Annotated in this window: 31 protein-coding genes; 5 read left to right on the forward strand and 26 right to left on the reverse strand. The window is 66.2% G+C overall.

Going from position 1 to position 26,027, the window contains the following annotated elements; genetic code table 11:
* Positions 1–7 precede the first annotated feature (7 nt).
* On the forward strand, positions 8–754 hold the full coding sequence (locus tag VFG17_RS04350) for a 16S rRNA (uracil(1498)-N(3))-methyltransferase (protein ID WP_325028229.1): 747 nt from the start codon (positions 8–10) through the stop codon (positions 752–754).
* A 7-nt stretch (positions 755–761) separates the two neighbouring features.
* On the opposite strand, the gene VFG17_RS04355 is transcribed toward VFG17_RS04350, so the two are convergent.
* The 22 genes from VFG17_RS04355 to VFG17_RS04465 form a co-directional block, all read right to left on the reverse strand.
* Positions 762–1,433, reverse strand: a complete 672-nt coding sequence (locus tag VFG17_RS04355) for a glutathione S-transferase family protein (RefSeq protein WP_325028230.1) — start codon at positions 1,431–1,433, stop codon at positions 762–764.
* A gap of 43 nt (positions 1,434–1,476) precedes the next feature.
* Positions 1,477–2,121: a ribosome biogenesis GTP-binding protein YihA/YsxC gene (yihA, locus tag VFG17_RS04360; protein WP_325028231.1), complete on the reverse strand. Its 645-nt coding sequence runs from the start codon at positions 2,119–2,121 to the stop codon at positions 1,477–1,479.
* Positions 2,122–2,227: 106 nt separating this feature from the next.
* Positions 2,228–3,988 carry a membrane protein insertase YidC gene (yidC, locus tag VFG17_RS04365; RefSeq protein ID WP_325028232.1) on the reverse strand — a complete coding sequence of 587 codons (1,761 nt, stop codon included), beginning with the start codon at positions 3,986–3,988 and terminating at the stop codon, positions 2,228–2,230.
* A 191-nt stretch (positions 3,989–4,179) separates the two neighbouring features.
* Complete coding sequence (yidD, locus tag VFG17_RS04370; RefSeq protein ID WP_054586362.1) at positions 4,180–4,392, reverse strand: membrane protein insertion efficiency factor YidD; 213 nt, start codon at positions 4,390–4,392, stop codon at positions 4,180–4,182.
* Between the two features lie 151 nt (positions 4,393–4,543).
* On the reverse strand, positions 4,544–4,891 hold the full coding sequence (gene rnpA, locus VFG17_RS04375; protein WP_325028233.1) for a ribonuclease P protein component: 348 nt from the start codon (positions 4,889–4,891) through the stop codon (positions 4,544–4,546).
* Between the two features lie 29 nt (positions 4,892–4,920).
* Positions 4,921–5,055: a 50S ribosomal protein L34 gene (gene rpmH, locus VFG17_RS04380; RefSeq protein ID WP_054586364.1), complete on the reverse strand. Its 135-nt coding sequence runs from the start codon at positions 5,053–5,055 to the stop codon at positions 4,921–4,923.
* 101 nt (positions 5,056–5,156) lie between these two features.
* Positions 5,157–5,465: a PGPGW domain-containing protein gene (locus tag VFG17_RS04385; RefSeq protein ID WP_325028234.1), complete on the reverse strand. Its 309-nt coding sequence runs from the start codon at positions 5,463–5,465 to the stop codon at positions 5,157–5,159.
* 260 nt (positions 5,466–5,725) lie between these two features.
* On the reverse strand, positions 5,726–6,505 hold the full coding sequence (locus VFG17_RS04390) for an alpha/beta hydrolase (protein ID WP_325028235.1): 780 nt from the start codon (positions 6,503–6,505) through the stop codon (positions 5,726–5,728).
* Positions 6,506–6,694: 189 nt separating this feature from the next.
* On the reverse strand, positions 6,695–7,348 hold the full coding sequence (locus tag VFG17_RS04395; protein ID WP_325028236.1) for a glutathione S-transferase family protein: 654 nt from the start codon (positions 7,346–7,348) through the stop codon (positions 6,695–6,697).
* 19 nt (positions 7,349–7,367) lie between these two features.
* Positions 7,368–7,874 (reverse strand): VOC family protein, encoded by a 507-nt coding sequence (locus tag VFG17_RS04400; RefSeq protein WP_325028237.1) that lies wholly within the window; start codon positions 7,872–7,874, stop codon positions 7,368–7,370.
* Positions 7,875–7,899: 25 nt separating this feature from the next.
* Positions 7,900–8,394 (reverse strand): VOC family protein, encoded by a 495-nt coding sequence (locus tag VFG17_RS04405; protein WP_325028238.1) that lies wholly within the window; start codon positions 8,392–8,394, stop codon positions 7,900–7,902.
* Positions 8,391–8,816 carry a VOC family protein gene (locus VFG17_RS04410; RefSeq protein ID WP_325028239.1) on the reverse strand — a complete coding sequence of 142 codons (426 nt, stop codon included), beginning with the start codon at positions 8,814–8,816 and terminating at the stop codon, positions 8,391–8,393. The genes VFG17_RS04405 and VFG17_RS04410 overlap by 4 nt, the downstream gene beginning before the upstream one ends.
* A 24-nt stretch (positions 8,817–8,840) precedes the next feature.
* A complete protein-coding gene (locus VFG17_RS04415) occupies positions 8,841–9,551 on the reverse strand; it encodes a DUF899 family protein (RefSeq protein ID WP_325028240.1) in 711 nt (236 codons plus the stop codon).
* 34 nt (positions 9,552–9,585) lie between these two features.
* The gene (locus VFG17_RS04420) at positions 9,586–10,380 is read right to left on the reverse strand and encodes a VOC family protein (protein ID WP_325028241.1); all 795 of its coding nucleotides are present in this window, start codon (positions 10,378–10,380) and stop codon (positions 9,586–9,588) included.
* Positions 10,377–10,943: a hypothetical protein gene (locus VFG17_RS04425; protein WP_325028242.1), complete on the reverse strand. Its 567-nt coding sequence runs from the start codon at positions 10,941–10,943 to the stop codon at positions 10,377–10,379. The genes VFG17_RS04420 and VFG17_RS04425 overlap by 4 nt, the downstream gene beginning before the upstream one ends.
* Positions 10,940–11,584 carry a glutathione S-transferase family protein gene (locus VFG17_RS04430; RefSeq protein WP_325028243.1) on the reverse strand — a complete coding sequence of 215 codons (645 nt, stop codon included), beginning with the start codon at positions 11,582–11,584 and terminating at the stop codon, positions 10,940–10,942. The genes VFG17_RS04425 and VFG17_RS04430 overlap by 4 nt, the downstream gene beginning before the upstream one ends.
* 207 nt (positions 11,585–11,791) lie before the next feature.
* Positions 11,792–12,511 carry a DUF1428 domain-containing protein gene (locus VFG17_RS21605; RefSeq protein ID WP_414712921.1) on the reverse strand — a complete coding sequence of 240 codons (720 nt, stop codon included), beginning with the start codon at positions 12,509–12,511 and terminating at the stop codon, positions 11,792–11,794.
* A gap of 31 nt (positions 12,512–12,542) precedes the next feature.
* On the reverse strand, positions 12,543–13,217 hold the full coding sequence (locus VFG17_RS04445; RefSeq protein ID WP_325028244.1) for a glutathione S-transferase family protein: 675 nt from the start codon (positions 13,215–13,217) through the stop codon (positions 12,543–12,545).
* A gap of 29 nt (positions 13,218–13,246) precedes the next feature.
* Positions 13,247–14,215 carry an alpha/beta hydrolase gene (locus VFG17_RS04450; protein ID WP_325028245.1) on the reverse strand — a complete coding sequence of 323 codons (969 nt, stop codon included), beginning with the start codon at positions 14,213–14,215 and terminating at the stop codon, positions 13,247–13,249.
* 60 nt (positions 14,216–14,275) lie between these two features.
* Entirely contained in the window at positions 14,276–14,695 is a 420-nt protein-coding gene (locus tag VFG17_RS04455; RefSeq protein ID WP_325028246.1) for a DoxX family protein, read from the reverse strand.
* Positions 14,696–14,720: 25 nt separating this feature from the next.
* Positions 14,721–15,155: a VOC family protein gene (locus tag VFG17_RS04460; protein WP_325028247.1), complete on the reverse strand. Its 435-nt coding sequence runs from the start codon at positions 15,153–15,155 to the stop codon at positions 14,721–14,723.
* Positions 15,156–15,223: 68 nt separating this feature from the next.
* A complete protein-coding gene (locus VFG17_RS04465) occupies positions 15,224–15,925 on the reverse strand; it encodes a TetR/AcrR family transcriptional regulator (protein ID WP_325028248.1) in 702 nt (233 codons plus the stop codon).
* 156 nt (positions 15,926–16,081) lie between these two features.
* On the opposite strand from VFG17_RS04465, the gene VFG17_RS04470 reads away from it, so the two are divergent.
* From VFG17_RS04470 to VFG17_RS04480, 3 genes are read left to right on the forward strand one after another with little or no spacing between them, the layout of a single operon-like run.
* A complete protein-coding gene (locus VFG17_RS04470) occupies positions 16,082–17,590 on the forward strand; it encodes a YifB family Mg chelatase-like AAA ATPase (protein WP_325028249.1) in 1,509 nt (502 codons plus the stop codon).
* Positions 17,590–17,892 carry a DUF1905 domain-containing protein gene (locus VFG17_RS04475; RefSeq protein WP_325028250.1) on the forward strand — a complete coding sequence of 101 codons (303 nt, stop codon included), beginning with the start codon at positions 17,590–17,592 and terminating at the stop codon, positions 17,890–17,892. Before VFG17_RS04470 ends, VFG17_RS04475 begins: the two co-directional genes overlap by 1 nt.
* A 55-nt stretch (positions 17,893–17,947) precedes the next feature.
* Complete coding sequence (locus VFG17_RS04480; RefSeq protein WP_325028251.1) at positions 17,948–19,702, forward strand: GGDEF domain-containing protein; 1,755 nt, start codon at positions 17,948–17,950, stop codon at positions 19,700–19,702.
* Between the two features lie 28 nt (positions 19,703–19,730).
* Here the strand turns inward: VFG17_RS04480 and VFG17_RS04485 are convergent, their stop codons facing one another.
* A complete protein-coding gene (locus VFG17_RS04485; RefSeq protein ID WP_325028252.1) occupies positions 19,731–20,177 on the reverse strand; it encodes a polymer-forming cytoskeletal protein in 447 nt (148 codons plus the stop codon).
* Positions 20,128–21,330 carry a M23 family metallopeptidase gene (locus VFG17_RS04490; RefSeq protein WP_325028253.1) on the reverse strand — a complete coding sequence of 401 codons (1,203 nt, stop codon included), beginning with the start codon at positions 21,328–21,330 and terminating at the stop codon, positions 20,128–20,130. Before VFG17_RS04490 ends, VFG17_RS04485 begins: the two co-directional genes overlap by 50 nt.
* A gap of 241 nt (positions 21,331–21,571) precedes the next feature.
* Between VFG17_RS04490 and VFG17_RS04495 the strand changes: the two genes are divergently transcribed.
* A complete protein-coding gene (locus VFG17_RS04495; protein WP_414712922.1) occupies positions 21,572–22,969 on the forward strand; it encodes a methyltransferase family protein in 1,398 nt (465 codons plus the stop codon).
* 12 nt (positions 22,970–22,981) lie between these two features.
* Here VFG17_RS04495 and VFG17_RS04500 read toward each other — a convergent pair whose 3' ends face one another.
* The gene (locus tag VFG17_RS04500; protein ID WP_325028255.1) at positions 22,982–23,290 is read right to left on the reverse strand and encodes a hypothetical protein; all 309 of its coding nucleotides are present in this window, start codon (positions 23,288–23,290) and stop codon (positions 22,982–22,984) included.
* A 106-nt stretch (positions 23,291–23,396) separates the two neighbouring features.
* Positions 23,397–25,664: a TonB-dependent receptor gene (locus VFG17_RS04505; RefSeq protein WP_325028256.1), complete on the reverse strand. Its 2,268-nt coding sequence runs from the start codon at positions 25,662–25,664 to the stop codon at positions 23,397–23,399.
* Positions 25,665–26,027 lie beyond the last annotated feature (363 nt).

Here is a 26,027-nt window from a genome sequence, read left to right on the forward strand (position 1 = left end):
GCGCGCCATGCCCGCGACTCCCGCCTGGCCGCCCGCCAGCACGCCCCGCCTGTTCATCGATCAGCCGCTCGGCCTCGACGCCGCGCCCGCGATCGACGGGCCCGCGGCGCATTATCTGCTCGGCGTCATGCGGCTGAAGGCGGGCGATCCGGTGCTGCTGTTCGACAACCGGACGGGCGAGTGGCTCGCGGTCGTCGCCGACGCTGCGAAACGCTCGGCGACGCTGCGCGTCGAGCGGCAGACGCGCGCGCTCGAACGGGTCCCCGACCTCTGGCTCTGCTTCGCGCCGGTGAAGAAGGCGCGGCTCGACTGGATCATCGAAAAGGCGACCGAGCTGGGCGTCGCGCGCTTGCAGCCGGTGATCACCGAACGCACGATCGTCGAACGCGTCAAGAGCGAGCGGATCGAAGCGCAGATCATCGAGGCGTGCGAGCAATGCGGCCGCACCGCGCTCCCCGAACTCGCGCCGCCGGTCAAACTGCCGCAGCTGCTGAAGGACTGGCCCGCGGAGCGTGCGCTGCTCTTTGCCGATGAGGCCGGGGGCGTCCCGCTCGCCGGTGTCGCCGCGCCGGCGCCCGCCGCGATCCTCACCGGCCCCGAGGGCGGCTTCACCGATCGCGAGCGCGACATGCTGCTCGCCCACGCCGCGGTGCGCCGCATCGCGCTCGGCCCGCGCATCCTGCGCGCCGAAACCGCCGCGATCGCCGCCGTCAGCCTGTGGATGGCGCAGCGCGGCGACTGGGCGGGCGGATAGGCAGTCCCTATCCCTCGGCCGGCCCCTCGAACGCCTCGATGACCCAATCCTCGGCCTGCGCGCCGCCGATCCATTCCTGCATGCACGGATGGCTGATCACCGCCTGCGCATAGGCGGCGACGAAGCGCGGCAGCGGGATCGAATAAGTGACGAAGCGCGTGACAACCGGCGCGAACATGATGTCGGCGGCCGACCAGTCGCCGAAGAGGAAATCGCCTTCGCCGCCGAAGCGCGCGCGCGCCTCGGCCCAGATCTGGAAGATGCGCACGACGTCGGCCTGCACTTCGGGCAGCAGCTCGGTCGCCGGATAGATGCGCCGGATGTTCATGCTGTGCTCGCGGCGAAGCGCCGCGAAGCTCGAATGCATCTCGGCCGCCATCGACCGCGCCATCGCGCGCGCCGCCATGTCCTCGGGCCAATAGCCCTTCGTTCCGCCGGTCTTTTCGTTGAGATAATCGATGATCGCGAGGCTGTCCCACACGACGATATCGTCGCCGTCCCACAATATCGGCACCTTGCCGCCCGACGGCGCGAACTCGTCGCCTTCGCGCCGGTTCGACCAGTCCTCGTCGTAAAGCGGAACAGTGACTTCCTCGAACGGCAGCCCGCTATGCTTGACCGCGAGCCAGCCGCGCAGGCTCCAGCTCGAATAGGCCTTGTTGCCGATGAACAGTTTCATGGAGTCTCCTTGTCCTCCACCCTCAAGGCGAGGGACGCAAAGGTCAACTCTCCACCGCCTCCAGCACCGCGGTGCGCAGCTCGGCGATGCCCATCCCCTTTTCGCTGCTCGTCGCGATCACCTCGGGGTGCGCGGCGGGGTGCTTGCGCGCTTCGGCCTCGGTCGCGGCGTGGACTTCGGCGAGCGCGCTCGCCTTCACCTTGTCGGCCTTGGTCAGCACGAGGCGGTAACTCACCGCCGCGATGTCGAGCATCTCGAGCACGTCGCGGTCGACATCCTTGATCCCGTGGCGGCTGTCGATCAGCACCAAGGTGCGCTTCAGCACCTGCCGCCCGCGGAGGTAATCATTGACGAGGAAGCGCCACTTTTTGACGACATCCTTCGGGGCCTTGGCGAAGCCGTAGCCGGGCATGTCGACAAGCCGGAAAACCAGCGGCGACCCCACGTCGAAATAGTTGAGTTCCTGCGTCCGTCCCGGCGTCACCGACGTGCGCGCGAGCCCGTTCCGGTTCGTCAGCGCGTTGAGCAGCGACGATTTGCCGACGTTCGAGCGCCCCGCGAAGGCGATCTCGGGCACGCTCGGGCTCGGGAGATGCTGCAGCGCGGGCGCCGATTTCAGGAAGGCGATCGGACCCGCAAACAGCTTGCGCGCCCGCTCGGCGCGGTTGTCGTCGTTCAATTCAGTCATAAGCCTGTACCCCTGCGAAGGCAGGGGTCCATCTCCTGTTGTCTAAGGCCGAAACCACCGGAGATGGGTCCCCGCCTTCGCGGGGACACACCTCAAATGACGACGGTTATTTGGTAACCGGCGCCGCCTTCAGCGCCGGGAATTTGCGGTACATCCACTGCTGCTGCCCGATCGACAGGATATTGTTGGTGATCCAGTAGAGGAGCAGGCCCGCCGCGAACGGCGCCATGATGAACATGAACAGCCACGGCATGATCTTGAACACCTGCTGCTGCACGGGGTCGGTCGCCTGCGGGTTGAGGCGGAACTGCAGCCACATCGTGATGCCGAGGATCACCGCGAGCACGCCGATCGACAGGATCGAGGGCGGGGTGAAGGGCAAGAGGCCGAACAGGTTCAGGATATGCAGCGGGTCGGGCGCCGACAGATCCTTGATCCACAGGATGAACGGCTGGTGCCGCATTTCGATCGTCAGCATCAGCACCTTGTACAGCGCATAGAAGATCGGGATCTGGATGACGATCGGCAGACAGCCCGCGAGCGGATTGATCTTCTCGTCCTTATAGAGCTTCATCAGCTCTTGCTGCATCTTGGGCTTGTCGTCCTTGTGGCGTTCCTGCAGCGCCTTCATCTTCGGCTGGACGAGGCGCATCTGCGCCATCGACGAGAATTGCCGGTTGGCGATCGGGAACATCAGCAGGCGGATGATCAGCGTCAGCGCCATGATCGCGACGCCGAAATTGCCGACCTGCTTGAACAGCCAGTCGAGCAGCTTGAAGATCGGCACCTCGAAAAATTCGAACCAGCCCCAGTCGATCGCGTTCGACAGGCGCGTGATGCCCTGGTCGTCCTGATATTGCGACAGGATGCTGACTTCCTTCGCGCCCGCGAAGATTCGGCTCGTCGTCGTCACCTGCGTGCCGGGAGCGATCTGGCGGAAATCGCGCGCGAACAGCGTTTGGTAATTGTTCGCGGCCGGCGAACTGATCGCCGCAGTCACGCGCTCGCCCTTCGCGGGGACGATCGCGGCGAGCCAATATTTGTCGGTGAAGCCCAGCCAGCCCGCCGAATTATAACGGACGGTGCGGTTCGGCGCTTCCTCGACATCGTCATAATCGGTGTCGAACACCGACTTGCCGTCGAGATAGCCCGTCGGGCCGACGTGGATCGTCCAGCTATCGACTTCATGCGGGTCGGTCGGCTTGCCGAGCCGGTCGATCAGCGCAAAGCTGCTCGCGCTGACGGCGGCCGTGCCGGTGTTGGCGATCGTCTGCTTCGCGGTGATCAGATAATTGCTGTCGATGCTATACTCGATACGGAACGTCTGGCCGGTCGTATTCGCCCAGCTCAGCGTCACCGGCGTCGTCGGGGTCAGCTTCGCGCCGCTCGCGGTCCACACCGTATTGGCATTCGGCACCGCGATGCCCTGCGCCGCCCAGCCGAGGCTCGCGAAATAGGCGGCCTCGGTGCCGCCCGGCGCGAACAGGCGCACCGCGGGCGAATCCTTCTGGATCGTCTGGCGATATTTGCTGAGCGTGATGTCGTCGACGCGCGCGCCGACGAGGTTGATCGACCCCTTGATCGCCGGGGTTTCGATCGGAATGCGTTGCCCTTCGGCGAGCACCGCGTCGACCGGGCGGATCGCTTTCGCGGCGGGCGCGGCGGGCGCCCCCGGCGTCGGCAGCGCGCTCGGCTGGCCTTGCGTCGCGGGCGTCGCGGCGGGCGCGGCGCCGTCGGCGCCCGCGACCGTCGTGGTCACATCGGGCTGGTCGGGAGTCGGAAAAAATTTCTCCGAGACGAAATTCCAGCCCAGCAGGATGGCCACCGACAACAGGATTGCCGCGATCAGGTTACGCTTGTCGTCCACGCTTTTCGGTCTCTCTTCGTCTCTCAAAAATGTCGGGATGGGCCGTCTAGGCTGTGTCGTCATTTCGCTCGTGGTGAGCCGAAAATGGTGGATTCTCGGGACCCGGAGCGCAGCGTACGATCAGTACGTGAGCACCGGAAGCCCGGGAATCCGCCATTTGCAGGCCGCCATGGGCGGAATGGCGATACAGCCTAAGGGACGGGGTCGTAGCCGTGGCCTCCCCAAGGATGGCAGCGCAATAGCCGCTTTGTCGCCAGCCAGCCACCCTTGATCGCACCGTGGCGTTTGAGCGCGACGATCGCATATTCGCTGCACGACGGCGCATAGCGGCAGGTGGGGGGCAAAATGCGCGACGGGCCCAACTGCCAGCCGCGCGCGATCAGGATCAGCAGTCGGGCGATCATTGCGAAAGCCCGGAAATCGGCCGAACTTCACTCGCGATCGATGTCTTTTTTCCTTCGTCATCCCGGACTTGATCCGGGATCCATTCACCCAACGTTGGAATGGTGGACCCCGGATCAAGTCCGGGGTGACGGCGAAGGGGAGGGGGCGTAGTCATGGCGCTTTCGCCGCCAGTTTCTTCGCCGCGCGCTTCAGCGCCGAATCGAGATGCTCGCCCAGCTCGGCAAATTCCATCTCGTTGGCGCCGGGGCGGCCGATCAGCACATAGTCGGCGCCGGCGATCCCCGCCCCCGGCAGCGCGGCGCGCGCGAGTTCGCGAAAGCGCCGCTTCATCCGGTTGCGCGTGACCGCGTTGCCGACCTTCTTGCTGACCGTATAGCCGATGCCCAGCGCATCCTCATCGTCGCCGCGGTGGCGGACGAGCAGGACGAAGCCGGGCATGGGAAAGCGAAGGCCGCGATTCGCGGCCAGAAACTCGCTACGTTTTGAAAGCGTTCGCACCAGACACGCTGGCGACGAAGCGTCGGCGATCAGGCCGACAGCTTCTTGCGGCCCTGGGCGCGACGGTTGGCCAGAACCTTGCGGCCGCCGACAGTCGCCTTGCGGGCGCGGAAACCGTGGCGACGCTTGCGAACGAGGCGGCTCGGTTGATAGGTACGCTTCATCGCGGTATCCCCAAATTCTCTTTAAAGGCTCTAACAGAAAAGGGCCGCCAAACGTGGGCGGCCACTGATGGGGGCGCGGATAAGCAAGAGTCGGTGGAAAGTCAATCGCCATCTGGCGTTTCCAGCGCGGAGCGCGCCCGCCGCCGCGCGGCACTGACGCGGCGCATGATCCGGTCGGCCCATGCCCCATATTTGGGGTGGCGCCATTTGAAACGGACATAGACGCGCTTCGCCCAGGCGCTGTTCTGGAGGCAGAGCATCAGCCCCAAGGGAAAGATGATCAGGAATCCGGGACCCGGCAGCGGCCCGATCGCGATGCCCGCGACCATCATCAATATGCCGAGCGCGAACAAGGCGGTGCGCATCTGCGCGTTCGACCGCATCCGCTGATAGAGACTCCGCTTCGCCATTAGGGGCGATGTGGGGGAGGGGACGGCGTGTTACAAGGCTAAAGCAGCTTGGTGCGCGAGGACGATGACCGCGAGCGACGGTTTTGGAGTGAGGAGGGGACGCTCTCTGTTCGTCATCCCGGGCTTGACCCGGGACCCGCCTTCGCCCTGCCCAACGTCGAAAAGGATAAGGCAGGCCCCGGGTCAAGCCCGGGGTGACGAGTAATGCGATGTCCGCTTCCGGTCGAAAGCTGCCTTACGGAACGCCGCAGCGACGACCCTCAATCCAGCGCCACGAACCGCGCCATGTCGCCGCGCGTCAGATAACGCACCTCATCGAACGGCGTCGCATTGGTCAGCGCGTAAAATTCGCGCGCCTTCGCGGCGTCCATCCCCATTTCGCGGTAATAGCCCAGATATTCGGCATGCACCGGATCGTTCGCCGGATAGTCGTTCGCCTCGCGGCCATATTCGTCGGCCCAGCTATGGACGCCGAATTCGGCGTCGGGCGCGGCGCGGCGGACGGTGCCGGCGAGCCACAGCTCGACCGCGCCCGATCGGATCGATCCGCCCGCGGGCACGACCGTTTCCATCCCCTGCCGGCGGATCGCGCGCGCAAGGATCAGATTGGCTTCCTCGTCGAGGCTGCCGGGGCAATCGACCATTTCGAGCCGCCTCAGCCCCGGAAAGGCCGCGAGCATCGCCGCGAACTGGCGCGGGCTTGCCGAGGTGACGTCGCCCGCCATGCGTGCCGTGCTTCCGTCGATCACCGCGAAGGGTCCGAAGCGCGCCTTCGCATGGCCGAGCGTAGCGAGCGTGCCCGCGGGCGCATAGCGGCGCGTCGCGGCGAAATCGGCGTCGTCGGTCAGCGCCTCGTCGCCCAGCAGCGCCGCCTCTTCGTCGATATATTCGGGGCCCTCGTCGTCGCCCTCATCCGCATAGGTCCAGGTCACCGTCGTCGTGATCGTCACGACCTGCTGCGCGTGCGCCGGCGCGAACGCCAGCACCGCCGCCAAAGCGGCGACGATCAGCGTGCGAAGAAAGGCGGACGGCGAACCCATGGCCCCGCTTTCGCGCGGGCGCGATGATCAATTGGCAAACGGGCAGCGTCAGCGCGCTATTAACCCCGTTTCGGGACACTGCTCAGGAGCCCTGAAATCCGTTCGCATCGAGCGAAGTCGAGATGCCCATCGGCTTGGCGTTTACTGCCGGGTGTCTCGACTTCGCGCGACACGAACGGATGTAGAGGTTCAGTCCCGATCGGGCGCGCCGAGCGGGAAGTAAGGGCGATACGGCCGCGCGTCCTCGACGCAGCGCGAAACCGACGGATGTGCGAGCAGCCGCGCGCGATAGGCGCGCAAATTCTCGTGCCGCTCGGGAATCGGGTGGACCCAGTCGGCATAGAAAAGCGACGGCGCCGCCGCGCAATCGGCGAGCGTGAAGCCGTCGGGCGTCGCCCAGCCGCCGCCCGCCAGCTCCTTGTCGAGCCAGCCATAGACGCTTTCGAGCGCCGCCTTCGACTGTTCGACGATCATCGGCACATGATTTTCGGGACCGCGCAGCGCGTCGGCGACCACCGCCTGCATCCGGCCCATCACATGATTGTCGAAAATGCGGTCGAAGAAGCGCACCTTCAGCGCCGCCCCGAAATCGGCGGGGATCAGCCGCGGTTCGGGCACCAGATGGTCGAGATATTCGATGATGATCGACGATTCGAAATAGGGCACGCCGTCCGCGACGAGCAGCGGGAATTGCCCGACCGGCCAGTGCGCCTTGAGCTCCTCGCCATGGGTCGGGGCGTCGGGCCCGATCACGCGATAGTCGAAATCGACCCCCTTCTCGTAAAGCGCGATCAGCGCCTTCCAGGTGTAGGAGGAGAAGGGGTGTCCGTAAAAAATCAGCATCGATCGCCTTTCTTGCGCCTCAGCCAGCCGCGACGGCTTCGCCTTTAAGTGCCGCCTCGATCTTCGCGATGTCGATCTTCTTCATCGTCATCATCGCGTCCATCGCGCGCTTCGCGGCGGCGCGGTCGGGGTCGGTCATCGCCCGCGTCAGCACGCGCGGGGTGATCTGCCAGTTGACCCCCCATTTATCCTTGCACCAGCCGCACATGCTCTCGGCGCCGCCATTATCGACGATCGCGTTCCAGTAACGGTCGGTTTCTTCCTGCGTGTCGGTATTGATCACGATCGAAAAGGCCTCGTCCTGTTTGAACGCGGGGCCGCCGTTGATCGCGATGAAGGGCACGCCCATCACGGTGAATTCGACCGTCAGCACATCGCCTTCCTTGCCGTCGGGAAAGTCGCTCGGCGAGCGGTTCGCCGCGACGAATTCGCTGTCCGGAAAGGTCGCGGCATAGAATTTCGCCGCCGCTTCGGCGTCATGATCGTACCACAGGCACATCGTGACCGGTTCGCTTCCTTCGCTCATGATCCTTCTCCCTTGTCCGCGGCCGTCAGGCGACCGCTTCGCCGCGCACCGCGGCCTCGATTTTCGCGATGTCGATCTTCTTCATCGTCATCATCGCCTCGAACGCGCGCTTCGCCGCCTCGCGGTCGCTGCCGGTCGTCGCGTCGAGCAGGACGCGCGGGCTGATCTGCCACGAGACCCCCCATTTGTCCTTGCACCAGCCGCACACGCTTTCCTGACCGCCGTTATCGACGATCGCGTTCCACAGCCGGTCGGTTTCTTCCTGCGTATCGGTCTGGATCTGGAACGAGAAGGCCTCGCTATGCTTGAAGATCGGCGGGCCGTTGAGCCCGACGCACGGCGTGCCGAGCAGGGTGAACTCGACCGTCTGCACATCGCCTTCCTTGCCGCCCGGCGAATCCGCCGGCGCGCGGTTCACCGCGCCGACTTTGCTGTCGGCAAAGGTCTTCGCGTAAAAGGCGGCGGCCTCCTCGGCATCGCCTTCGTACCAGAGGCAGAGCGTCATCGGGGTCTTCGTCATGCGTCTTCTCCTTTCAACGGGTGACCGATCGACCAGAGATGGCCGAACGGGTCGCGCACCTGCGCGTAGCGGTCCCCCCAGAACATATTCTCGGGCGCCATCACCGACGCCGCGCCCGCGGCGATCGCGCGGTCGTACCAGCCGTCGGCGTCGTCGACCTGCAGATGGAGCACGACGCACGCGGGCTCGGACGCCGGGCCGCCCGAATATTCGGGAAAGTCGTCGTGCATCATCAGCGACGCGCCGTTGATATGGACGTGCGCGTGCATCAGCCGCTCGCCGTCGTCGGCGGGGACGCGCGTGACCTCGGTCGCGCCGAAGGCCTTGGCGTAAAAGTCGATCGCCTCCTTCGCGCGCCGGTCGCGGATCGTGATATGCGGGGTCAGGCCGCCGGTCGGAGCGCTGTTCGCTGGGTTCGCCATCGTCTCTCTCCTCTTCCTATGGCTTCAATCGTCGTAACGCAGGCTGGGATACCAGTCGGTCCCGCGTCCCCCGGGGGTCAGGTCGAGCAGGTTCCACAGCGGATTGGGGTCGGGCGCGCCGTGCGGATCCTGCCCCGGATCGGCGATCTCGGGGCCGCCCTCGACGCTCCAGAAATGGCGGATCGTCCCGCCCTTGCGCGTGAAGACGCTATACCCCGCCATATCGTCGTCGCGCGTCTCGCCAATATAATCCTGCCAGAAATCGCCGCTCGGGTCCGAATAGAGCTTCAGATGATTCCAGCCCTGCTCGCGCGCGAAGGCGGCGAGGCGCGGATAGGGCGAGCGCGCGACGATCGCGAAGCCGATCCGCCGTTCGAGGTGCGGCACCTCGGGGTCCCAGCTCGCCACCGTCGCGGTGCACATCGGGCACGCCTGCTGACGCTCGGGCCCGTACATCATGCCATAGACGAACAGCGTGTCGTGCCCGCCGAACAGCTCGGCGAAGCCGACCTCGCCCGCCGCGCCGACGAAGCGATAGTCGTGCGTCACTTCGCCGCCGGGGGGCAGTGCGCGCCGCTGCGCCGCGACGCGCGCGAGGTGGCGGCGCAGCTCGATCTCCTCGACCAGCAGCGCGTCGCGCGCGGCGCGATATTCGGCGCTCTCGTTGGGCAGTGCCCGGCGCTCGCTCTTGCGCACCAGCTCTGCGGCGGGGATCAATGTCGGACTGTCGGTCATGTCGCTTTCCTTTCCGTCCCCCCGAATGCTGCGGTTATCGGCGCGGGCCGACGAGGCCGAAGGGCGCCCCCTGCGGGTCGATGCCGTTCATCGCATATTCGCCGCCGGGAATTTCCATCGGCTCGCTGGTGACGGTGCCGCCGTTCGCGGTCACCGCGGCGTGCGCGCGGTCGATGTCGTCGACGCCGATGTAGAAACTCCACACCGGCACCGGATAGCCTTCCATCAGCGGCATCACCGCGCCCAGCCCGACGTCGCCGCGCTGGAGGAAGCGATAGGAACCGAGCGGCCCCATATCCATCGCGCCTTCCTGGCCCCAGCCGAAATGCTTGCGGTAAAAGGCGATCGCGCCGTCGGAGTCGCTCGTCGCGAGCTCGTTCCAGCGCATATGCTGCGCCTCGGTCACCGAAAAGACGTCGCTTTCCATGTCCTCCATCCCCTCGGGCGGGATCGGATCCATGACATAGAAATGCGCGCCCTGCGGGTCCGACACCATCGCGATGCGCCCGACGGGCAGGTCGGTCGCGGGCATATGCACCGCGCCGCCGTCGGCCTTGATCGCCGCGAGGGTGGCGTCGACGTCGTCGACCTCCAGATAGCCCATCCAGCCCGGCCGCGCCCCGCCCGCGAGCATGTCGGCATTCAGCGCGAGCACCCCGCCGGCATTGCCGCCGTCGCCGCGCACGATCATGCGATAGTCGATGTCGCCCGCCGCGGGGTCGCGTGTCGCGGCGATCGTCCAGCCGACCACCGCGCCGTAAAAGCGCGCCGCGCCCGCGGGGTCGGATGTCATCAGTTCGTACCAGATGAAGTTCGATGCTTTGCTCATCGTCTCTCTCCTTGATATCCCGCCGTCTTCTCGATCGGCGGGGCGCGAAAGCCCATCGCCGCCCATGCCTTCAGCAGTCGCCACATGAATTTGCCCGACGGCGTCCGGTAATTGGGGATGTCGCCGGGCAGCTCGATACCTTCGGGCCGGTCGCCGACGATCGTCCGCATCTCGGCCGCCGGCCGCTCTTCTGCGGCGATGCGGTCCGAATAGACGCTGAGCCAATGCCCCTTGGTGAATTCGAGCGCGATCGGCGCGTTGCAACAACGCGCGACGAAGCGCCGCGTCGGCGAGTCGGGCTTCAGCCGGTGCTCGCCCAGCCGGTCCGATCCCGACAGCCATTGGAGGCGGTCCTTGCGCATCAGCACATAGGGGGTGCCGCCATCGGCCCCGACGACCCCGGGCGCACCGGGCTCCGCTTCGAAGCGCCGGCCGGCCTCCTGACAGCTATGGCAGTAACAGGTCGCCGCGACGATCGGCGTGCCGACGAGTTCCAGTGTCACCGCGCCGCAGGAGCACGACGCGGTGCGGCTGATGCCGCGATCGCCGGCCCCGGCCATCACGCCGACGCTTCCAGCGCGGCCATGCCCTCGGCGATCGTCACCGGCGCCTTGGCGCGCGCATACATCGACTTCAGATAGGCCCGGAGCGCGGGAGCTTCGTCGAGAAGCCCTTCTTCGTTAGCCCAGTCGAGCGTGAAGGCGGCGTTGAAATCGGCCACCGTCACCCGCTCGCCGACGATGAAATCGCGTCCCTGCATATGCTGCTCGAGCACCGCGACCATCCGACGGCCGTCGCGCTTGGCGAGCGCGATCTCGTCTTCCGATTTCTCGTCCTCGGCATAGAGGAAGCTGTGCAGCGCGATCCGCCACAGCGGCGCCTCGATCTCGGTCATCAGGAAGAACAGCCAGTGGTGCATCCGCGCGCGATCTTCGGTCGTCTCGGGGATCAGCCGGCCGCCCGGAAAGCGGTCGCCATATTTATCGGCAAGATAGAGCTGGATCGCCGCCGATTCGCTGATCACCAGATCGCCGTCGACCAGCACCGGCAGCTTCGCGGCGGGATTGAGCGCGAGGAATTCGGGGGTCAGCTGTTCGCCCGCGCCAAGGTCGATCGCGATCACCTCGTGCGCGAGGTCGAGTTCATTGAGCAGCCACATCGCGCGCAGCGCGCGGGTGGGGGGAGTGCCATAAAGTTTGATCATTTTTCCGGTCTTTCCTTCAATCCTCCCTGTGGCGAAGCCATGGGGAGGGGGACCGCTCGCGAAGCGAGTGGTGGAGGGGCGGCGACGTCGCGCATTTGCCCCTCCGTCAGCGCTGCGCCGTCGGCGCAGTTTACCCTGAGCGCCTGCAAGGCAGTCGAAGGGGGCTGCCACCTCCCCATGGCCTGCGGCCACAGGGAGGATTATGGCCTAAGCCTCGACGATCGGCTCGAAGCCGCCATAGACCATGCGCTGGCCGTCGAAGGGCGACGTCTCATGCTCGTGCTTCATGCGTTCGTCAGCCATCGACTTTTCCCAGCCCGACGTGCGCGCGTCCTTGCTCGGCCATTCGATCCAGCTGTAGACGACCGCCTCGTCGTCCTTCTTGTGCGCGGCGCGGCTGTAGTCGGTGACCTTGCCGTCGGGCACATCGTCGCTCCACGCCTCGACGACGCGCGTCGCGCCATGATCGAGGAACACCTGCGAGCATTTCGCGGCGAGCGTGCGATAGGCTTCCTTGTTGCCGTCGGGGACGGGAACGATATAGCCGTCGACATACCCCATCTTGCCGTCCGCGGCGTCGTCGACGATCGAATCGAAACCGCCGATGATCATCCGCTTCGCGTCGAACGGCATCGCTTCGCCCATGCTCTGCATCCGGGGATCGCTCATCATCTTTTCGTTCGCGGCGTCGCGCGTCTGCTTATCGGGATATTCGAACCAGCTGAACACGACGGTTTCGTCGGGCTTCGCCTGCACCGCACCCTTGAAGTCGTTCACCTTGCCGTCGGGAACATCGTCGCCCCAGCATTCGACCATGCGCGCGACGCCGAATTCCTTGAACAGCGGTGCCGCCTCGGCGGCATGTTTGCGATAGGCTTCCTTGTTCGCGGTCGGCACCGCGACCACAAATCCTTCTACATAGGTCATCGTCTCTCTCCTTAAGGGGGGTGGAGGGGGTTCAGGCGGCGGGTGGACCCGCTTCGTCGCTGAAGGCGGCAAGCTGCGCGTCCATCGCGCGCTGGAAGGCGGGCCGCGCGAGGCAGCGGTCGAGATAGGCCTGCAATCGCGGCTGCTCGGCGATCAGCCCGGCTTCGACACCTTCGCGCAGCACGGTCGCCATCGCGATGTCGGCGACGGTGAAATCGTCGACCAGATATTGCTTGTCGCCCATCGCGTCGTTCAGGCGGCCGAGCCGGCCCTGGATGAATTCGATCAGGCTCGGCCGGCGCAGCTTCGCCCATTCCTCGTCGCTGGCGAAGATGTCGACATTGCCCAGTTCGAACAGCATCGGCTCGACGCTGTTATACGCGGCGAACAGCCAGGCGAGCGTGTTGGCGCGCGCCTGCGCGTCGCGCGGCATCAGCCGTTCGTCCTTCTCGGCGAGGTGGAGCAGGATCGCGCCGCTTTCGAACAGGCGCACCCCATTGTCGTTGAGCACCGGCACCTGTCCCCACGGCTGGAACAGGAAATGGTCGGCGGGGCGGTTGACCGCGCTGATCAGATGCTCGGAATAATCGAGGCCGATTTCTTCGCACGCCCAGCGCGGGCGAAGGTCGCGGACATAGCCGCGCGCGAAGTCGGGCACCCAGTCGAAGGCGGTGACTTCGATATTGCTGTCGGGGTTCACGGGCATGGCGAAACTCCTCTCGTTTTCTTGGGGGATCAAAAGGACGGCGGCGGCGGCGCCTTGTCGTCGAGAAAGGGCACGACCATCGCGGCGATCGCGGGGATTTCGCCCATGATCCCGATGTGCGAGGTCGCGGGCAGGATCGCGAGCCGCGCCTTGGGCGCCGCGGTCAGGAAACCCTGCGTCGCCGCGGCGACGTCGCCACCGCCGCGCAGCTTGAAAAGGGCGATCGCATGGTCGAGCGTGACGCCGTCGGCGTCGCCGATGATCACCATCGTCTTGCCGGGGATCGCCTGCACCGCGGCGTCGGACCAGCCGAAGGGCGTCGCGTCGAGCGCCTTGATGTTCGCGACCAGGTTCGGAAACTTGTCGGGGGCGGGCGACAGGCGCTTATATTCGGTGTCGATCGGGCTGCCCGCGAAGATTTCGGGGGTCAGCTTCGAAATCCCGGCGAGCACTTCGGGGTACCAGCCGTCGAGCTGCGAGGTCGCCGACAAGATCACCTGCTTGCCAACCTTGTCGGGATGCCCCACCGCGAGCGCGACCGCGGTCGATCCGCCCATCGAATAGCCGAGCACGTCGGCCTTTTTGACGCCCAGCTTGTCGAGCACGGCGGCGGTATCGTCGGCCATGCGGTCATAGCTCAGCGGCGTGTCGACCCCGCCCGAGCGGCCGTGACCGCGCGCATCGACCGCGATCACCGGCCGCGACGCGGCGAGCGGGTCGATCAGCGGTTTCATCGCGTCGGCGGACATGAAGGCGCCGTGGAGAACGAGCAATGGAGTTTTGCCGGAGGCGAGGTCGCCGTGGACCTGATAATGGATCGCCGCGCCGGCGACGTCGACATGCCCGTTCTGAAGGGCGCCGGCGGACGGGGCGGCGGCAGGCTGGGTCGCGCCGGGGGCCTGCGCCGCCGCCGGCTGCGGCAGCGCGGCGAGCGTCGCCACGACCGCGATCATCGCAAAGGCCGAGGCAAGCGCGGGGAGGGGAGAGCGTCGTATCATCGAACCATCCTCTTTGCGTGTAAGACGGAGACTAGGCGCGTTTGCCTTTGAGACAGGCGATCAGGCCCATCGCGGCGTGACCAGCAAGCGCAATGCGGGCGAACGTAGCCACAGACCCGCCCAGAGCATCACGCCGAGATAGACGCCGAACAAGGTATGGCTGAACAGCGGGCTGTCGATGCGCAGATGCGTGGCGATCGCGCCGCCGAGATAGCCGGTGATCAGGATCGCGCCGAGCACGGCGGTGCGCGGCCAGATATAAAGCAAGGTCGGGATCAGCAGCAGCAGGCCGAGCATATGCATCGTGCCGACCTCGAGCGGCCATCCGAGGCCCGGCGGGCTGTATTTGATCGCCGTTTCGGGCGACACCAGCTTGAGCCCGGCATCGAAGAGGAGGAAGAGGATCACAAGGCCGCTCAGCACGCGGCCGGCGATCAATTGACCCTTTCCGGGGCCATTTCCGGGGGCTGCATCGGTCATTCTCTTCCTCCTCCCTATGCTCGGATTATGCGGTGGCTTCGGCCGGTTCGCCGGCGGGGATCGCGGTGGGATCCATCCACATCACTTCCCAGATATGGCCGTCGGGATCTTCGAAGCTGCGGCCGTACATGAAGCCGAAATCCTGCGTCGGGGTCGGGTCGGCCTTGCCGCCCGCCTTGACCGCCTTGTCGACCTGTCCGTCGACCTCGTCGCGGCTGTCGGCCGAGACGCAGAGCATGACCTGCGCGGTCGTGCGCGCGTCGGGGATCGCCTTCGACGTGAAGGTCGCCCATTTCTCGTGGGTCAGCAGCATGACGTGGATCGACCCTTCGGTGACGACCATGCACGCGGCGGTCTCGTCGGTGAAGGCGGGGTTGTTCGCCGCGCCGACCGCTTCGTAAAAAGCCTTCGACTTGTCGAGGTCGGTGACCGGCAGGTTCACGAAAATCATCTGGGACATTTACTCTCTCCTTCGGGGGGGTGTTGAAAATCAGCGTGCGCGGTGCGTGGGGGCAATTACCTGTCGCATCATGCCGCGCCTCCGCGTCCGAACAGCATCCGGACATAACGCTTCAGATGGATGACGCTTTCCCGCGCGATCGCCGGGTCGTTCGTCGTTTTCGCCAGGACGAAGCTGCCCTGCAGCACCGACTGGACATGCTGCGCGAGGCCGATCGCGGTGACGTCCTCGGGGGCGCCATACAGGTCGATCGTTGCCTGGATGTCGGGGGCCAGCGCCTCGCAATAGGCGTTGATGCTCGCCTCGCACGCGGCGCGGATCGCGTCGCTCGTCGCATAGGCTTCCTGCACCATCGTGCCGACGAAGCAGGTGTAATCCTCGGTGGGACCGTCGAGCATCGCGAGGCGGAAATCGATATGGCCGAGCAGTCGGGCCAGCGGGTCGTCGAGCTTCACGTGCGGCGGCATCTCGAACATCGGCCGCGCGCGCTCGGTCCAGCCCTCGGCCGCCGCGACCGCCAGCGCCTCCTTCGACGCGAAATGGTGGAAGAAGGCGCCCTTGGTCACGCCCGCTTCGGCGCAGATCTGGTCGACCGTCGTCGCGGCATAGCCCTGTTTGCGCACCATCGCATGCGCCGCCGCGATCAGTTTCGCGCGGGCGCTGCCACGCGGCGCGCGCTTGCCCGGGGTGCCGCCGCCCGCCGAGGGGACTCGGGCGGCGGCTGCGGGGACCGCTGAGGAGGAGGGGGAAGGGCGATTCGTCGTCGTCATGCGAATCAACATACCGACCAGTTGGTATGTTGTCAAATGAGAATGCGACGGCGATATGCGCGATGATCGAAAAGTTGCGAAAAGACTCGACCTTCCCGCCACTTCGCCTAAAGAAGACATCGGAACAAAGGGGGCACATCCTGTTCCGGGGGGAATATGGTCGCGATCGTTTCAACCACCGCCTATCTCGGCATCGAAGCGCGCGGGGTCGAGGTGCAGTGCCAGGTCACGCCCGGCGTCCCGCGCTTCGTCGTCGTCGGCCTGCCCGACAAGGCGGTCGGCGAAAGCCGCGAGCGCGTCCGCGCCGCGATCGCCGCGATCGGCCTGTCGCTTCCGCCCAAGGTCATCACCGTCAACCTGTCGCCCGCCGACCTGCCCAAGGAAGGCTCGCATTACGACCTCCCCATCGCGCTCGCATTGCTCGGCGCGATGGGCGTGATCGATGCGGAGACGCTCGCCTCCTATGTGATAGTCGGCGAACTCGGCCTCGACGGCCGCGTCGCGCCGTCGCCCGGCGTGCTGCTCGCCGCGATCCATGCGGGCAGCGCCGAGCGCGGGCTCATCTGTCCCGCGGTCCAAGGCCCGGAGGCGGCGTGGGCGGGCAATGTCGAGGTGATCGGCGCGCCCGACCTCCTGTCGCTGCTCAATCATTTCAAGGGCAATGCGCCGCTGTCGCCGCCGGTGCCGGGCGAAGTCGAAGAACCCGTCCGCGCCGCCGACCTGTCGCAGGTCAAGGGACAGGAGACGGCGAAGCGCGCGCTCGAAATCGCGGCGGCGGGCGCCCACAATCTGATGATGTCGGGACCGCCCGGCGCGGGCAAGTCGCTGATGGCGGCGTGCATGCCCGGCATCCTCCCCGACCTCACTCCCGCCGAGGCGCTCGAAGTATCGATGATCGCCTCGGTCGCGGGGACGCTCGAAAGCGGGCGCCTCGTCCGCGCGCGACCCTTTCGCAGCCCGCATCATTCGGCCTCGATGCCCGCGCTCGTCGGCGGGGGCTTGCGCGTCCGGCCGGGCGAGGTCAGCCTCGCGCATCTCGGCGTGCTCTTCCTCGACGAACTCCCCGAATTCCAGCGCGGCGTGCTCGATTCGCTCCGCCAGCCGCTCGAAACGGGCGAAGTGAGCGTCGCGCGCGCCAACGCCCACGTCACCTTCCCCGCGCGCGTCCAGCTCGTCGCGGCGATGAACCCGTGCCGCTGCGGCCATCTCGGCGATCCCGCGCTCGCGTGCAGCCGCGCGCCGCGCTGCGCCGCCGATTATCAGGCGAAGCTGTCGGGACCTTTGCTCGACCGGATCGACCTCCATGTCGAGGTGCAGGCTGTGAGCGCCGCCGACCTCGTCCTGCCGCCGCCCGCCGAGGGCAGCGTCGAAGTCGCGGCGCGCGTCGCGGCGGCGCGCGATGTGCAGACCGCGCGCTATGCGGCACATAAGGCGCGCACCAATGCCGAGATCGACGGCGAACTGCTCGAGGCGGTCGCGACACCCGATGACGCCGGGCGCAGGCTGCTCGCGCAGGCGGCCGAGGCGATGCGGCTGTCGGCGCGCGGCTATACGCGGATCCTGCGCGTGGCGCGGACGATCGCCGACCTTGCGGGCGCCGAATCCGTGGGGCGCATCCATATCGCCGAGGCATTGAGCTATCGCCGGCAGGCGCCGAGGAACTGATGGAGACGTTCCATTTTCAGGCTGAGATCATCGAATGGCGCGGGCCGGCGCCCTTCCTTTTCACGGCTATTCCCGACGAGCATATCGGCGCGATCCGCTATGCCGCGATGACGGCAAGCTATGGCTGGGGCGTGGTGCCCGTCGTGGCGACGATCGGCGGCACCGAATTCGCGACCTCGCTTTTCCCGCGCGATGGAAGCTATCTGTTGCCGGTCAAGCTAGCGGTGCAGAAAGCCGAGGGCATCGGCCTCGGCGATCGGGTCGCGGTCGCCATGCGGGTCGGCCGGCTCGCGGCGCGCTGAAGCGAATTTGTCCGATGGCAAAGAATTCACAACCTATTGATGTCATAGGGCGGCGATGACTGCGATGGGCGATCTGGCGAAAATATGGCGCGGCCGGCTTTGGCTCGGTCTGTCCGCATTGCTTCTCGCCCTGATCGCGGCCCCCGCGCATGCGCGCTCGCTCGACGTCGAACGCGACCTCTGCCACGCGGTGAGCGGCACCGCGCTCGGTGACGACGCTCTGTCCGGGCTCCGCTTTTCGTGCCACGGCGCGCCAGAGGGTTATCAGCAGGCAAGCCTCTGGCTTCGCGCCCCGATCGACGGCGCCGCGCCGCGCCGCGATCTGGCGCTGATGGTCCATAATTCGCGGTTCGACCGACTTGCGGTTGCCTTCTCCTATGCCGATGGCGCGACGCGCTGGCAGCGAGTGCGCAGCGGCGATTTCGGGACACACTGGCGCGCCGGCGGACAGATATTGTTCGAGGCACCCGGGCGCGGCGTCCCCCTCACCGCCGTGACGATGCGCTTCGACGGGCTTTCGGGACACCAGTTCGTGCGGGCGCGGATCGTTGCGAATGACGAGGCGGGAATGCAATCGGCGGGCATGGCGGCGGCGGTCGGCGCCGCGCTGACCCTGCTGCTCGTCAGTTGCATCTACAGCCTCTCGCTTGCGGTCGCGGTACGCCGCAAATATCTCGCCTGGCAGGCGGCCTGGGCGGCGACGATGCTGCTCTGGGGCACACTCTGGTCGCAGGCGCATCTGGGGCTCGTGCCGTGGGCGGCGGGAACGATCACGGCGCAGGCCGGCACCTTCCTCGCCTGCCTCGCCATCGCTGCCGCGACCGCCAGCGCGGTGACCGCCGTCGAACGCGGCACCGTGCCCAAGGGACTCCGGACCGCCACGCTGCTTCTCGGCGCCGGCGTCGGACTTGCGGGCATCCCGCTGGCGTTCATCCGCGGCGGCAGCCTCGCGGCGCTGGCCGATCTGCTCGGACTCCTTGTCATCGCCGACCTTGTCATGGTCGTTCTCTATCTCGGCTGGGCGTGGCGGCGGGGTTCGATCGAGGCGCGCGATTTCCTCGGCGCCTGGGGGCTGCCCATGGCGGTGCTCGCATTCATCCACATCGTCGATATCGAGGACGGCTTCTGGGGCGGCGGGTCAAAACTCGTCGTGCTCGTCGCCGCGACCTGGCAGGCGCTATGGCTCGCCGCGGCGGCGACGCGCCGCCTCGCCCATCTGCGGATCGAGCGCGACCATGCGCGCGATGCCGAGGCGCAGGCGCAGCAGCTGGCGCGCCGCGACCCGCTGACCGGCCTGCCGAACCGCCGCGGCTTCATCGACAGCGTGACGCCGCTGCTCGACCGCGCGCGCGCCGACAATTTGCCGGCGGCGCTGCTCCTCGTCGACATCGACCGGTTCAAGTCGATCAACGATATTTACGGTCACGAGGCGGGCGACGCGGTGCTGTGCGGTATCGGCCGCCGGATCGAGCGCTGGGAAGGTTCGATGTGCACAGTCGCGCGGCTGGGGGGCGAAGAGTTCGGCCTGCTGACGATCGGGATGGAGGGCATCATCCTCAGCCGTTTCGCCGAAAGCATCCGGCGCGGAATCGCCGCGTGCGATCATAGCGAGGCGGTGGGCGAGCGGCTGGTGACCGCGAGCGTCGGGGTGGCCGAGGTGCGGCCGGCGTGCGATTTCAAGCAGCTCTACCGGCTCGCCGACGAAGCGCTTTACGATGCCAAGCGCGGCGGCCGGAACAGGGTCGCCGTCCAGCGACACCAGAATGATGCGGGGCGTGCATCCGGACGCGAGATCGCCGTGTCGAAATGATCGTCGCCGCGCCGATGCGCGGCGCGGGTCAGAGGGCGGCCGACTTGTTCTCGACGACTTCCAGCGGCGGCGGCGCCTTGGCGGCCGCGGCGCCATGGCGGCGATGCGACAGCTTGCCGTCGACCTTGCCGCCATTCTCGATCGTGATGCTCTCATAGACCACATCGCCGGTGATCCGCGCGGTCGCGTGGACGATCAGCGTCTTGGCTTCGATCGAGCCGTCGAGCAGGCCCGCGATCTTCGCGGTCTCGGCGGTCACCGCGCCCTTGATCTCGCTCGCCTCGCCCTGGACGAGATTGGCGCATTTGAGGTCGCCCTCGATCTTGCCGTCGACGTGCAGGTCGACGCTGGCGGCCACATTGCCGGTGACGACGACGTCCGATCCGAGGATCGAAAAGGTCGTATGGCGCGCGCCGGTCGCCATCTTAGCGGGCACCGCGGGCGGCAGCGACGGAACCGACTCGCTGTCGGGCATCGGCTTTGACTTCGAGAACATCGGCTTTTGCCTCCAGGAATCTGCGTGGATTGACCGCTTCGCCGTTCAGGCGGACTTCGAAATGCAGGTGGCTGCCGGTCGAACGGCCGGTCGAGCCCATTTTGGCGATTTGCTGGCCGGCGGTGACCTGCGTGCCGACCTTGGTCGTGAAACCCGAGAGGTGGGCGTAGCGCGTCAGAATGCCCTGGCCATGATCGACCTCGACGACATTGCCATAGCCCGACTTCCGGCCGACGAAGCTGACGCGGCCCGGTGCGGCGGAAAGGATCGGGGTGCCGATCGGCCCGCGGAAGTCGAGACCGGCGTGCATTGCGCCCGCGCCGGTGAAGGGGTCGCTTCGATAACCGAAGCCCGACGACATCATCAGCACGTTGGCGGGGTTGCCCGACGGCACCGCGACGAGCGTGCGTTCGAGCACTTCCATGCGGAACAGCGCGCTGTCGAGCGCCGCGAAGCTGGCGCCCAACGTCTTGGCTTTGCCCATGCGGTCGCGATAGGGGATGAAGGGACCACCGCGTCCGGCCGCGGCGTTGCGGACGAGCCGGTCGGGGTTGAGGCCGAGCGCCGCGACCGCGGTTTCGGCCTTCGCCGCACGGTCCTTGACCGCCGCGAGCAGGCGACCCGCGAAGGCTTCCTGCCGCGTGGCGAGCCGCGCGAGGATCTGCGCTTCGGGAGGCAGGTTCGGATCGATCGCGCTGGTCTTGACGGGTTCGGCCGGAACGGCGGACCGCTGCGCCGCCGGTTCGGCGGGCATCGCTGCCGGATCGATCCCGAAATGGGTTTCGGCGACGCTTTCGAGCAGCGCTTGGCGCTCCTCGAGATCGGCCGCGGTTTCGGCGACGCGATCGCGATATTTGGCGATGCGCGCTTCCGACGCGGCGGCAGCGGCTTGCTGATGCGCCACCGCGGCGCGTTCGTCGGCGGTGAGCAACTGGTTGATCAGCACGGCAAGCGTCGCGCCGGCCCAGGCGAGCAGCACGACGCCGGCGATCAGCGCGACGCGTTTTTGCCAGACGGCGCTGACACGCAGGAAGCGGACATGGCCGTGCGTGCGAACGAAGATTTCATGGTCCTGAAACAGCGCAGAGACGCGCTGGCGCAAATCGCGCAGGCCCGTTGTTTTCGACGACAAGTGGCGACCCCATCTTGTTTGTTTTGTGGAGCCCTCCGCCCCGATTGATGCGCGCCTTATCAGGCCGATCGGGCCCAGGCGAATCTTTGCGCCCCGAGTCGGGTTGAATCGAAACGCTTGCGCGGTGAACGGTGTCAACTTGCACGAATGCTACCAATTTGGCGGGATTCCGCAGGCGAATCGTCGCTTTATATTGACGGCTTGCTTACCCTTTTTGGCTAGGGCTAAGCGGGTGAATATCATGGCCGAATCCGCTTTCTCCGCCCCGGACGAATCGCCGCGCGACATATCCGCGCCGACGGGCGCACGCCCGCGTTCGGCAGTCAGCACAGGGGTCGGCATCGTCGGACTCGCGGGGCTGGTAAGCTATTTGCTCATCGCGCGCTTCGCGCCCGAAATCGCGGCTTTCCTCGGCGTCGACTGGGGATCGCACGGGCCGATGAGCGGGCCGAATTCGGCGATCGCGAGCGTGCTCGCCTGCGGTCTGCCGATGGTGCTGTGGTCGGTCTTCATCGACAAGGTGCATCGCAATCCGTCGACCGGAATCGACTGGGCGCAGCGCCGGCCCTGGCGCGAAACGCTCGATATCAGCCTGACCAAGCTCGCCGGCATGTGGGCGACATGGGGGCTGATCGCGCTGATCTATGCGACGATGCGCTATTATTGGGAGGGCAATTACGCCTTTTCGATGAATCTGCTCGAGACCGTCGCGCCGTGGCTGCTGCTCGTCTCGGTGCCCTATATGCTGTGGCTCGACCGACGGATGATCGAACCGCGCGACGGCTGCTGGCAGTTCGGCCGCTGGCTCATCGCGCCCGGCCAGCCGGTCGACGGGCGGGCGATCGGACATCATCTGCGCGCGTGGGCGGTGAAGGGCTTCTTCACCGCCTTCATGCTGTCGATCGTGCCGGGCAATTTTTCGGCGCTGGTCACCGTGCCGCTGAGCGAGGTCACCGCCAATCCCTATCTGACCGGGCTATGGGCGATCAATTTCCTCTATCTGGTCGACGTCCATATCGCGACGGTCGGCTATATATTGACGCTGAAGCCGCTCGACGCGCATATCCGCACCGCCAACCCCTATGGCATGGCGTGGGTCGCGGCGCTCGTCTGCTACCCGCCCTTCATCCTGATGAGCGGGGGTCCGCTCGACTATCAGGTCCATGGCTCCGACTGGGGCTATTGGCTCGCGGGGCATGAGGGGCTGCTGATTGCCTGGGGTATCGTGCTGGTGCTGCTCACCGCGGTCTACAGCTGGGCGACGATGGCGTTCGGCATCCGCTTTTCGAACCTGACGCATCGCGGCATCATCACCCACGGGCCCTATGCCTTCACCCGGCACCCCGCCTATATTTCCAAGAATCTGACGTGGTGGATCGGTTCCTTGCCCTTCCTCGTCACCGCGGGCGGCTGGATCGAGGGAGCGCGCAACGTCGCGCTGCTTGGGCTCGTCAGCGGCATCTATTACTGGCGCGCGAAAACCGAGGAGAAGCATCTGCTCGCCGATCCCGCCTATGTCGCTTATTGGAACTGGGCGCAGGCCCATGCGCTGGTGCCGCGCCTGTTCGCCCGGATGACCGGCCGCACACGCCCGCTGATCCGGCTCGAGCCCGATCCGCGTGTCGGACCGGTCGCCTAGCGTTCGTTCGCGCTAGTTCGTGACGCTGTGGCTTGTGGCGGCGGCCGCGCGGCGGGCCTGCAGATCGGCATGGGCCCGATTGATTACCCGCCACGCCTTTTCGCAGCGTTGCTGGTCGGAGGGCCGGTCGCTCGCGCAAAGCTGGTTGAGCCGGGCGAGGACGGCTTTGGGGCTGTTGTCGCGGCCGACGGGAAAAGCCCGGGCATATTCGCCGGAGCTGTTGGCGCCGATGGTGGCGGCCGAATTGATACCAATGCCCTGCGCCGCGGCGGCGGTGGAAAACAGGGCGATCGCGGTCAGGCTGGCGGTCAAACGGATCATCATCGACTCCCGCATCAACAGGGTTGCATGTCGATGATAACATGGAAATATCGCGATGCGAAGCCTGGCCCGCGCGGTGCTGGAACCGCACGGGCCGGGGTAGTCATCAGAACTTCACGCCCGCCTCGACGCCCCAGATGCGGGGTTCGTTGACGTAGCTCGTCAGATTGTTGAAATCGATGCCGCCGGTCGGCGATTCATCGTTGGTGATGTTGCGGACGAAGCCCGCGATGTCGAAGCGATCGGTCTTGTATCCGACGCGCAGCCCGCCCTCGATCATCTTGTCGTCCGAAAATTCGACCGAGCGATAGAGGAAGAACTGCACCTTCGAGCGGTAATACCAGTCGGTGAAGGCATAGATGGCGCCATCGCCGACGGGAATTTCATAACCCGCGGTCCAGTTCAGCGTCCATTTCGGCGATTGCGGCAGCTGGTTGCCGTCGATCGAGAAGATGCCGGGGCTGCCGGGGCGTTGCGGGTCAAGCACGGTGCACGGTGCCGAGCAGCCCGCGACGAAGGCGCCGGTATCGTCGATCTCGGCGACGTTCCATGCGCCACCGATCGAGAAGGTCAGGCCCTTTGCCGGTGCCGCTTGCAGCTCCGCTTCGATGCCATGCCCCTTGGCGTCGACATTGAGTAGGCTCGCGCGGTTCGACGTGCCGCCGACCGCGGTGAGCTGCAGGTCCTTGGTATCGAAATAATAGCCGGTCAGGTTGAAGCGGACGCGGTTGTCGAGGAAGCTGGTCTTGATGCCCGCTTCATACGACATTGTTTCTTCCTGATCGGCAGTCGAGATGACGCGCGAGAAGGTCAGGCGACCCTGCACCGACGGCGCGCGATAGCCGCGTGCGACGCGGGCATAGAGCGTCAGCGCATCCGACGCTTCATAGCTCGCGCTCGCGTCCCACGTCAGCAGCTTACCCTTGACCTTTGCGGCCTGCGGCGGGACCGGGGTGTTGGGGTCGGGATCGGTAATGAAGCCAGGGCGCGTTTCGACCGGGCGTGCCGCGACAAAATCGCGCGTATCGTGGTTGTAGCGCGCGCCGGCCTGCAACTTGAAGCCATTGTCGAATTCATAGTTGACCGAACCGAAGATGCCATAGGCTTCGCTGTCCTGCCGCTGGGTCGCGATCGCCCACGGGGCCGCGGAGGTCGGGTTTTCGAACTCGAAGCTCGAAATGTCGAGCTTTTCGTCGAAATAGAAGGCACCGAACTGATAACCGAGCCCGCCATTATTGTTCGACGCGATACGGATTTCCTGCGTGAACTGGTCGAGGCTCGGGACATTGTCCTGGCTCTGCGCCGAGAAGGGAATGAGGCCTGGCCCGCTGACCGGCGCGAACCGGTTGCCGAAGCCGCCGTCGATGTCGCCGCGGCTGCGGAAATTGCCGTTCCAGTAAGAGGTGATCGAGTAAGCGGTCACCGGCCCGAAATCATATTCGAGGTTCAGCCCGACATTATAGGTGTTGAGCTTCTGGAAATTGATCCCGTCCTGCCAGACCTTGTCGCGCTCGAATTCGGTGCCCGCGCCGCCGAGCCCGACGAGCTTGTTGCTGCCGGGCACCTGCGTGTTGGCGCGGAAGATGATCGCCGAGCCGTCGTAGACGCGGACCTGGCCGGTCACGCGGCCGGTGAAGGGCCCGCTTTCATATTGGAGCTGGAGGCGCGCGGCGATGTCGTCATAGCCGCCGAGATCGTCCTTCTTCGTGGTCGCGATATTGTCGACCCAGTCGTCGCGATGCTGATAGAGGCCCGAGAGGCGGACCGAGAAGCCGCTGTCGTCGGCGGCGCCCGCCGCGACCTCGACCTGGCTCGTGCCGTAGCGGCCATAGCTGACGCGCGCATAGCCGCCGGTCTTGCCGGGCTTGACGGTGTCGAACTTGACGATGCCCGCCGGCGTGTTGCGGCCGAACAAGGTGCCCTGCGGCCCGCGCAGCACTTCGACGCGGTCGAGGTCGAAGATCGGGAAGCCCTTGAGGATCGGGTTTTCGAGCACGACATCGTCATAGACGAGGCTGACCGGCTGCGACGCATTGAGGTCGAAGTCGGTGTTGCCGAGGCCGCGGATATAGAAGCGCGGGAAGGTGCGCCCGAACGAGCTTTCGATGTTGAGGCTGGGGACGCGGCCCGCGAGCACGCGGACGTCGGCGCCGGTCGAGGTGATCGCGCCGAGCGTGTCGCCCGACAGCACCGAGACGGCGACGGGCACGTCCTGCAGGCTTTCCTCGCGGCGCTGCGCGGTGACGACGATGTCGCCGAGGCCGCTGTCTTCGACGGCGGGATCGGCGGAGGCGTCCTGCGCGGCGGCGGGAGCGGCCCAGGCGGCGGTCGCGAGGGCAAAGCTTATAGCAATAGTGGAAGGAAAGTGGCGCATGGCGAGCTTCCTGAAACAGAGTTGACGATGGGAGAGTGAAAAACCAAGGCTCTTTGGCGGCGCGCGCGCGCGTGATCAATCGCCGAAATGCGCGGCGCTGACGTTCGTGTCAGCAGTGTTGCGAAATTGCTGCACTTTGGCGGCGGCGGCGGCGCCGTTGACACTCCGCGACCCCAATCCTATATTGCGCCCATACCCCATCGTCCGAGATAGAGCCCGACTTTGCGCAACGGGTTGTACGGATAGGGCGGCGGGGATTTCGAGATGCGTTGGAAAGCTGCGGTAAACCGGCAACGGTTCGTCGCGGCCTTTTTGCGTCTCTCCTGCGCTCGCGAGCTATTTTATTAAGGCGAGACAATCACT

Source organism: Sphingopyxis sp., assembly GCF_035686825.1.
In the GTDB taxonomy this organism is placed as follows: Bacteria; Pseudomonadota; Alphaproteobacteria; order Sphingomonadales; family Sphingomonadaceae; genus Sphingopyxis.

Bases quoted from the DNA above. Each gene is read 5' to 3' on its own strand.
- VFG17_RS04350 (WP_325028229.1), top strand. From the start codon at position 8: ATGCCCGCGACTCCCGCCTGGCCGCCCGCCAGCACGCCCCGCCTGTTC.
- VFG17_RS04355 (WP_325028230.1), bottom strand. From the start codon at position 1,433: ATGAAACTGTTCATCGGCAACAAGGCCTATTCGAGCTGGAGCCTGCGC.
- yihA (WP_325028231.1), bottom strand. From the start codon at position 2,121: ATGACTGAATTGAACGACGACAACCGCGCCGAGCGGGCGCGCAAGCTG.
- yidD (WP_054586362.1), bottom strand. From the start codon at position 4,392: ATGATCGCCCGACTGCTGATCCTGATCGCGCGCGGCTGGCAGTTGGGC.
- rpmH (WP_054586364.1), bottom strand. From the start codon at position 5,055: ATGAAGCGTACCTATCAACCGAGCCGCCTCGTTCGCAAGCGTCGCCAC.
- VFG17_RS04385 (WP_325028234.1), bottom strand. From the start codon at position 5,465: ATGGCGAAGCGGAGTCTCTATCAGCGGATGCGGTCGAACGCGCAGATG.
- VFG17_RS04390 (WP_325028235.1), bottom strand. From the start codon at position 6,505: ATGGGTTCGCCGTCCGCCTTTCTTCGCACGCTGATCGTCGCCGCTTTG.
- VFG17_RS04395 (WP_325028236.1), bottom strand. From the start codon at position 7,348: ATGCTGATTTTTTACGGACACCCCTTCTCCTCCTACACCTGGAAGGCG.
- VFG17_RS04400 (WP_325028237.1), bottom strand. From the start codon at position 7,874: ATGAGCGAAGGAAGCGAACCGGTCACGATGTGCCTGTGGTACGATCAT.
- VFG17_RS04405 (WP_325028238.1), bottom strand. From the start codon at position 8,394: ATGACGAAGACCCCGATGACGCTCTGCCTCTGGTACGAAGGCGATGCC.
- VFG17_RS04410 (WP_325028239.1), bottom strand. From the start codon at position 8,816: ATGGCGAACCCAGCGAACAGCGCTCCGACCGGCGGCCTGACCCCGCAT.
- VFG17_RS04415 (WP_325028240.1), bottom strand. From the start codon at position 9,551: ATGACCGACAGTCCGACATTGATCCCCGCCGCAGAGCTGGTGCGCAAG.
- VFG17_RS04420 (WP_325028241.1), bottom strand. From the start codon at position 10,380: ATGAGCAAAGCATCGAACTTCATCTGGTACGAACTGATGACATCCGAC.
- VFG17_RS04430 (WP_325028243.1), bottom strand. From the start codon at position 11,584: ATGATCAAACTTTATGGCACTCCCCCCACCCGCGCGCTGCGCGCGATG.
- VFG17_RS21605 (WP_414712921.1), bottom strand. From the start codon at position 12,511: ATGACCTATGTAGAAGGATTTGTGGTCGCGGTGCCGACCGCGAACAAG.
- VFG17_RS04445 (WP_325028244.1), bottom strand. From the start codon at position 13,217: ATGCCCGTGAACCCCGACAGCAATATCGAAGTCACCGCCTTCGACTGG.
- VFG17_RS04450 (WP_325028245.1), bottom strand. From the start codon at position 14,215: ATGATACGACGCTCTCCCCTCCCCGCGCTTGCCTCGGCCTTTGCGATG.
- VFG17_RS04455 (WP_325028246.1), bottom strand. From the start codon at position 14,695: ATGACCGATGCAGCCCCCGGAAATGGCCCCGGAAAGGGTCAATTGATC.
- VFG17_RS04460 (WP_325028247.1), bottom strand. From the start codon at position 15,155: ATGTCCCAGATGATTTTCGTGAACCTGCCGGTCACCGACCTCGACAAG.
- VFG17_RS04465 (WP_325028248.1), bottom strand. From the start codon at position 15,925: ATGACGACGACGAATCGCCCTTCCCCCTCCTCCTCAGCGGTCCCCGCA.
- VFG17_RS04470 (WP_325028249.1), top strand. From the start codon at position 16,082: ATGGTCGCGATCGTTTCAACCACCGCCTATCTCGGCATCGAAGCGCGC.
- VFG17_RS04475 (WP_325028250.1), top strand. From the start codon at position 17,590: ATGGAGACGTTCCATTTTCAGGCTGAGATCATCGAATGGCGCGGGCCG.
- VFG17_RS04480 (WP_325028251.1), top strand. From the start codon at position 17,948: ATGACTGCGATGGGCGATCTGGCGAAAATATGGCGCGGCCGGCTTTGG.
- VFG17_RS04485 (WP_325028252.1), bottom strand. From the start codon at position 20,177: ATGCCCGACAGCGAGTCGGTTCCGTCGCTGCCGCCCGCGGTGCCCGCT.
- VFG17_RS04495 (WP_414712922.1), top strand. From the start codon at position 21,572: ATGGCCGAATCCGCTTTCTCCGCCCCGGACGAATCGCCGCGCGACATA.
- VFG17_RS04500 (WP_325028255.1), bottom strand. From the start codon at position 23,290: ATGATCCGTTTGACCGCCAGCCTGACCGCGATCGCCCTGTTTTCCACC.
- VFG17_RS04505 (WP_325028256.1), bottom strand. From the start codon at position 25,664: ATGCGCCACTTTCCTTCCACTATTGCTATAAGCTTTGCCCTCGCGACC.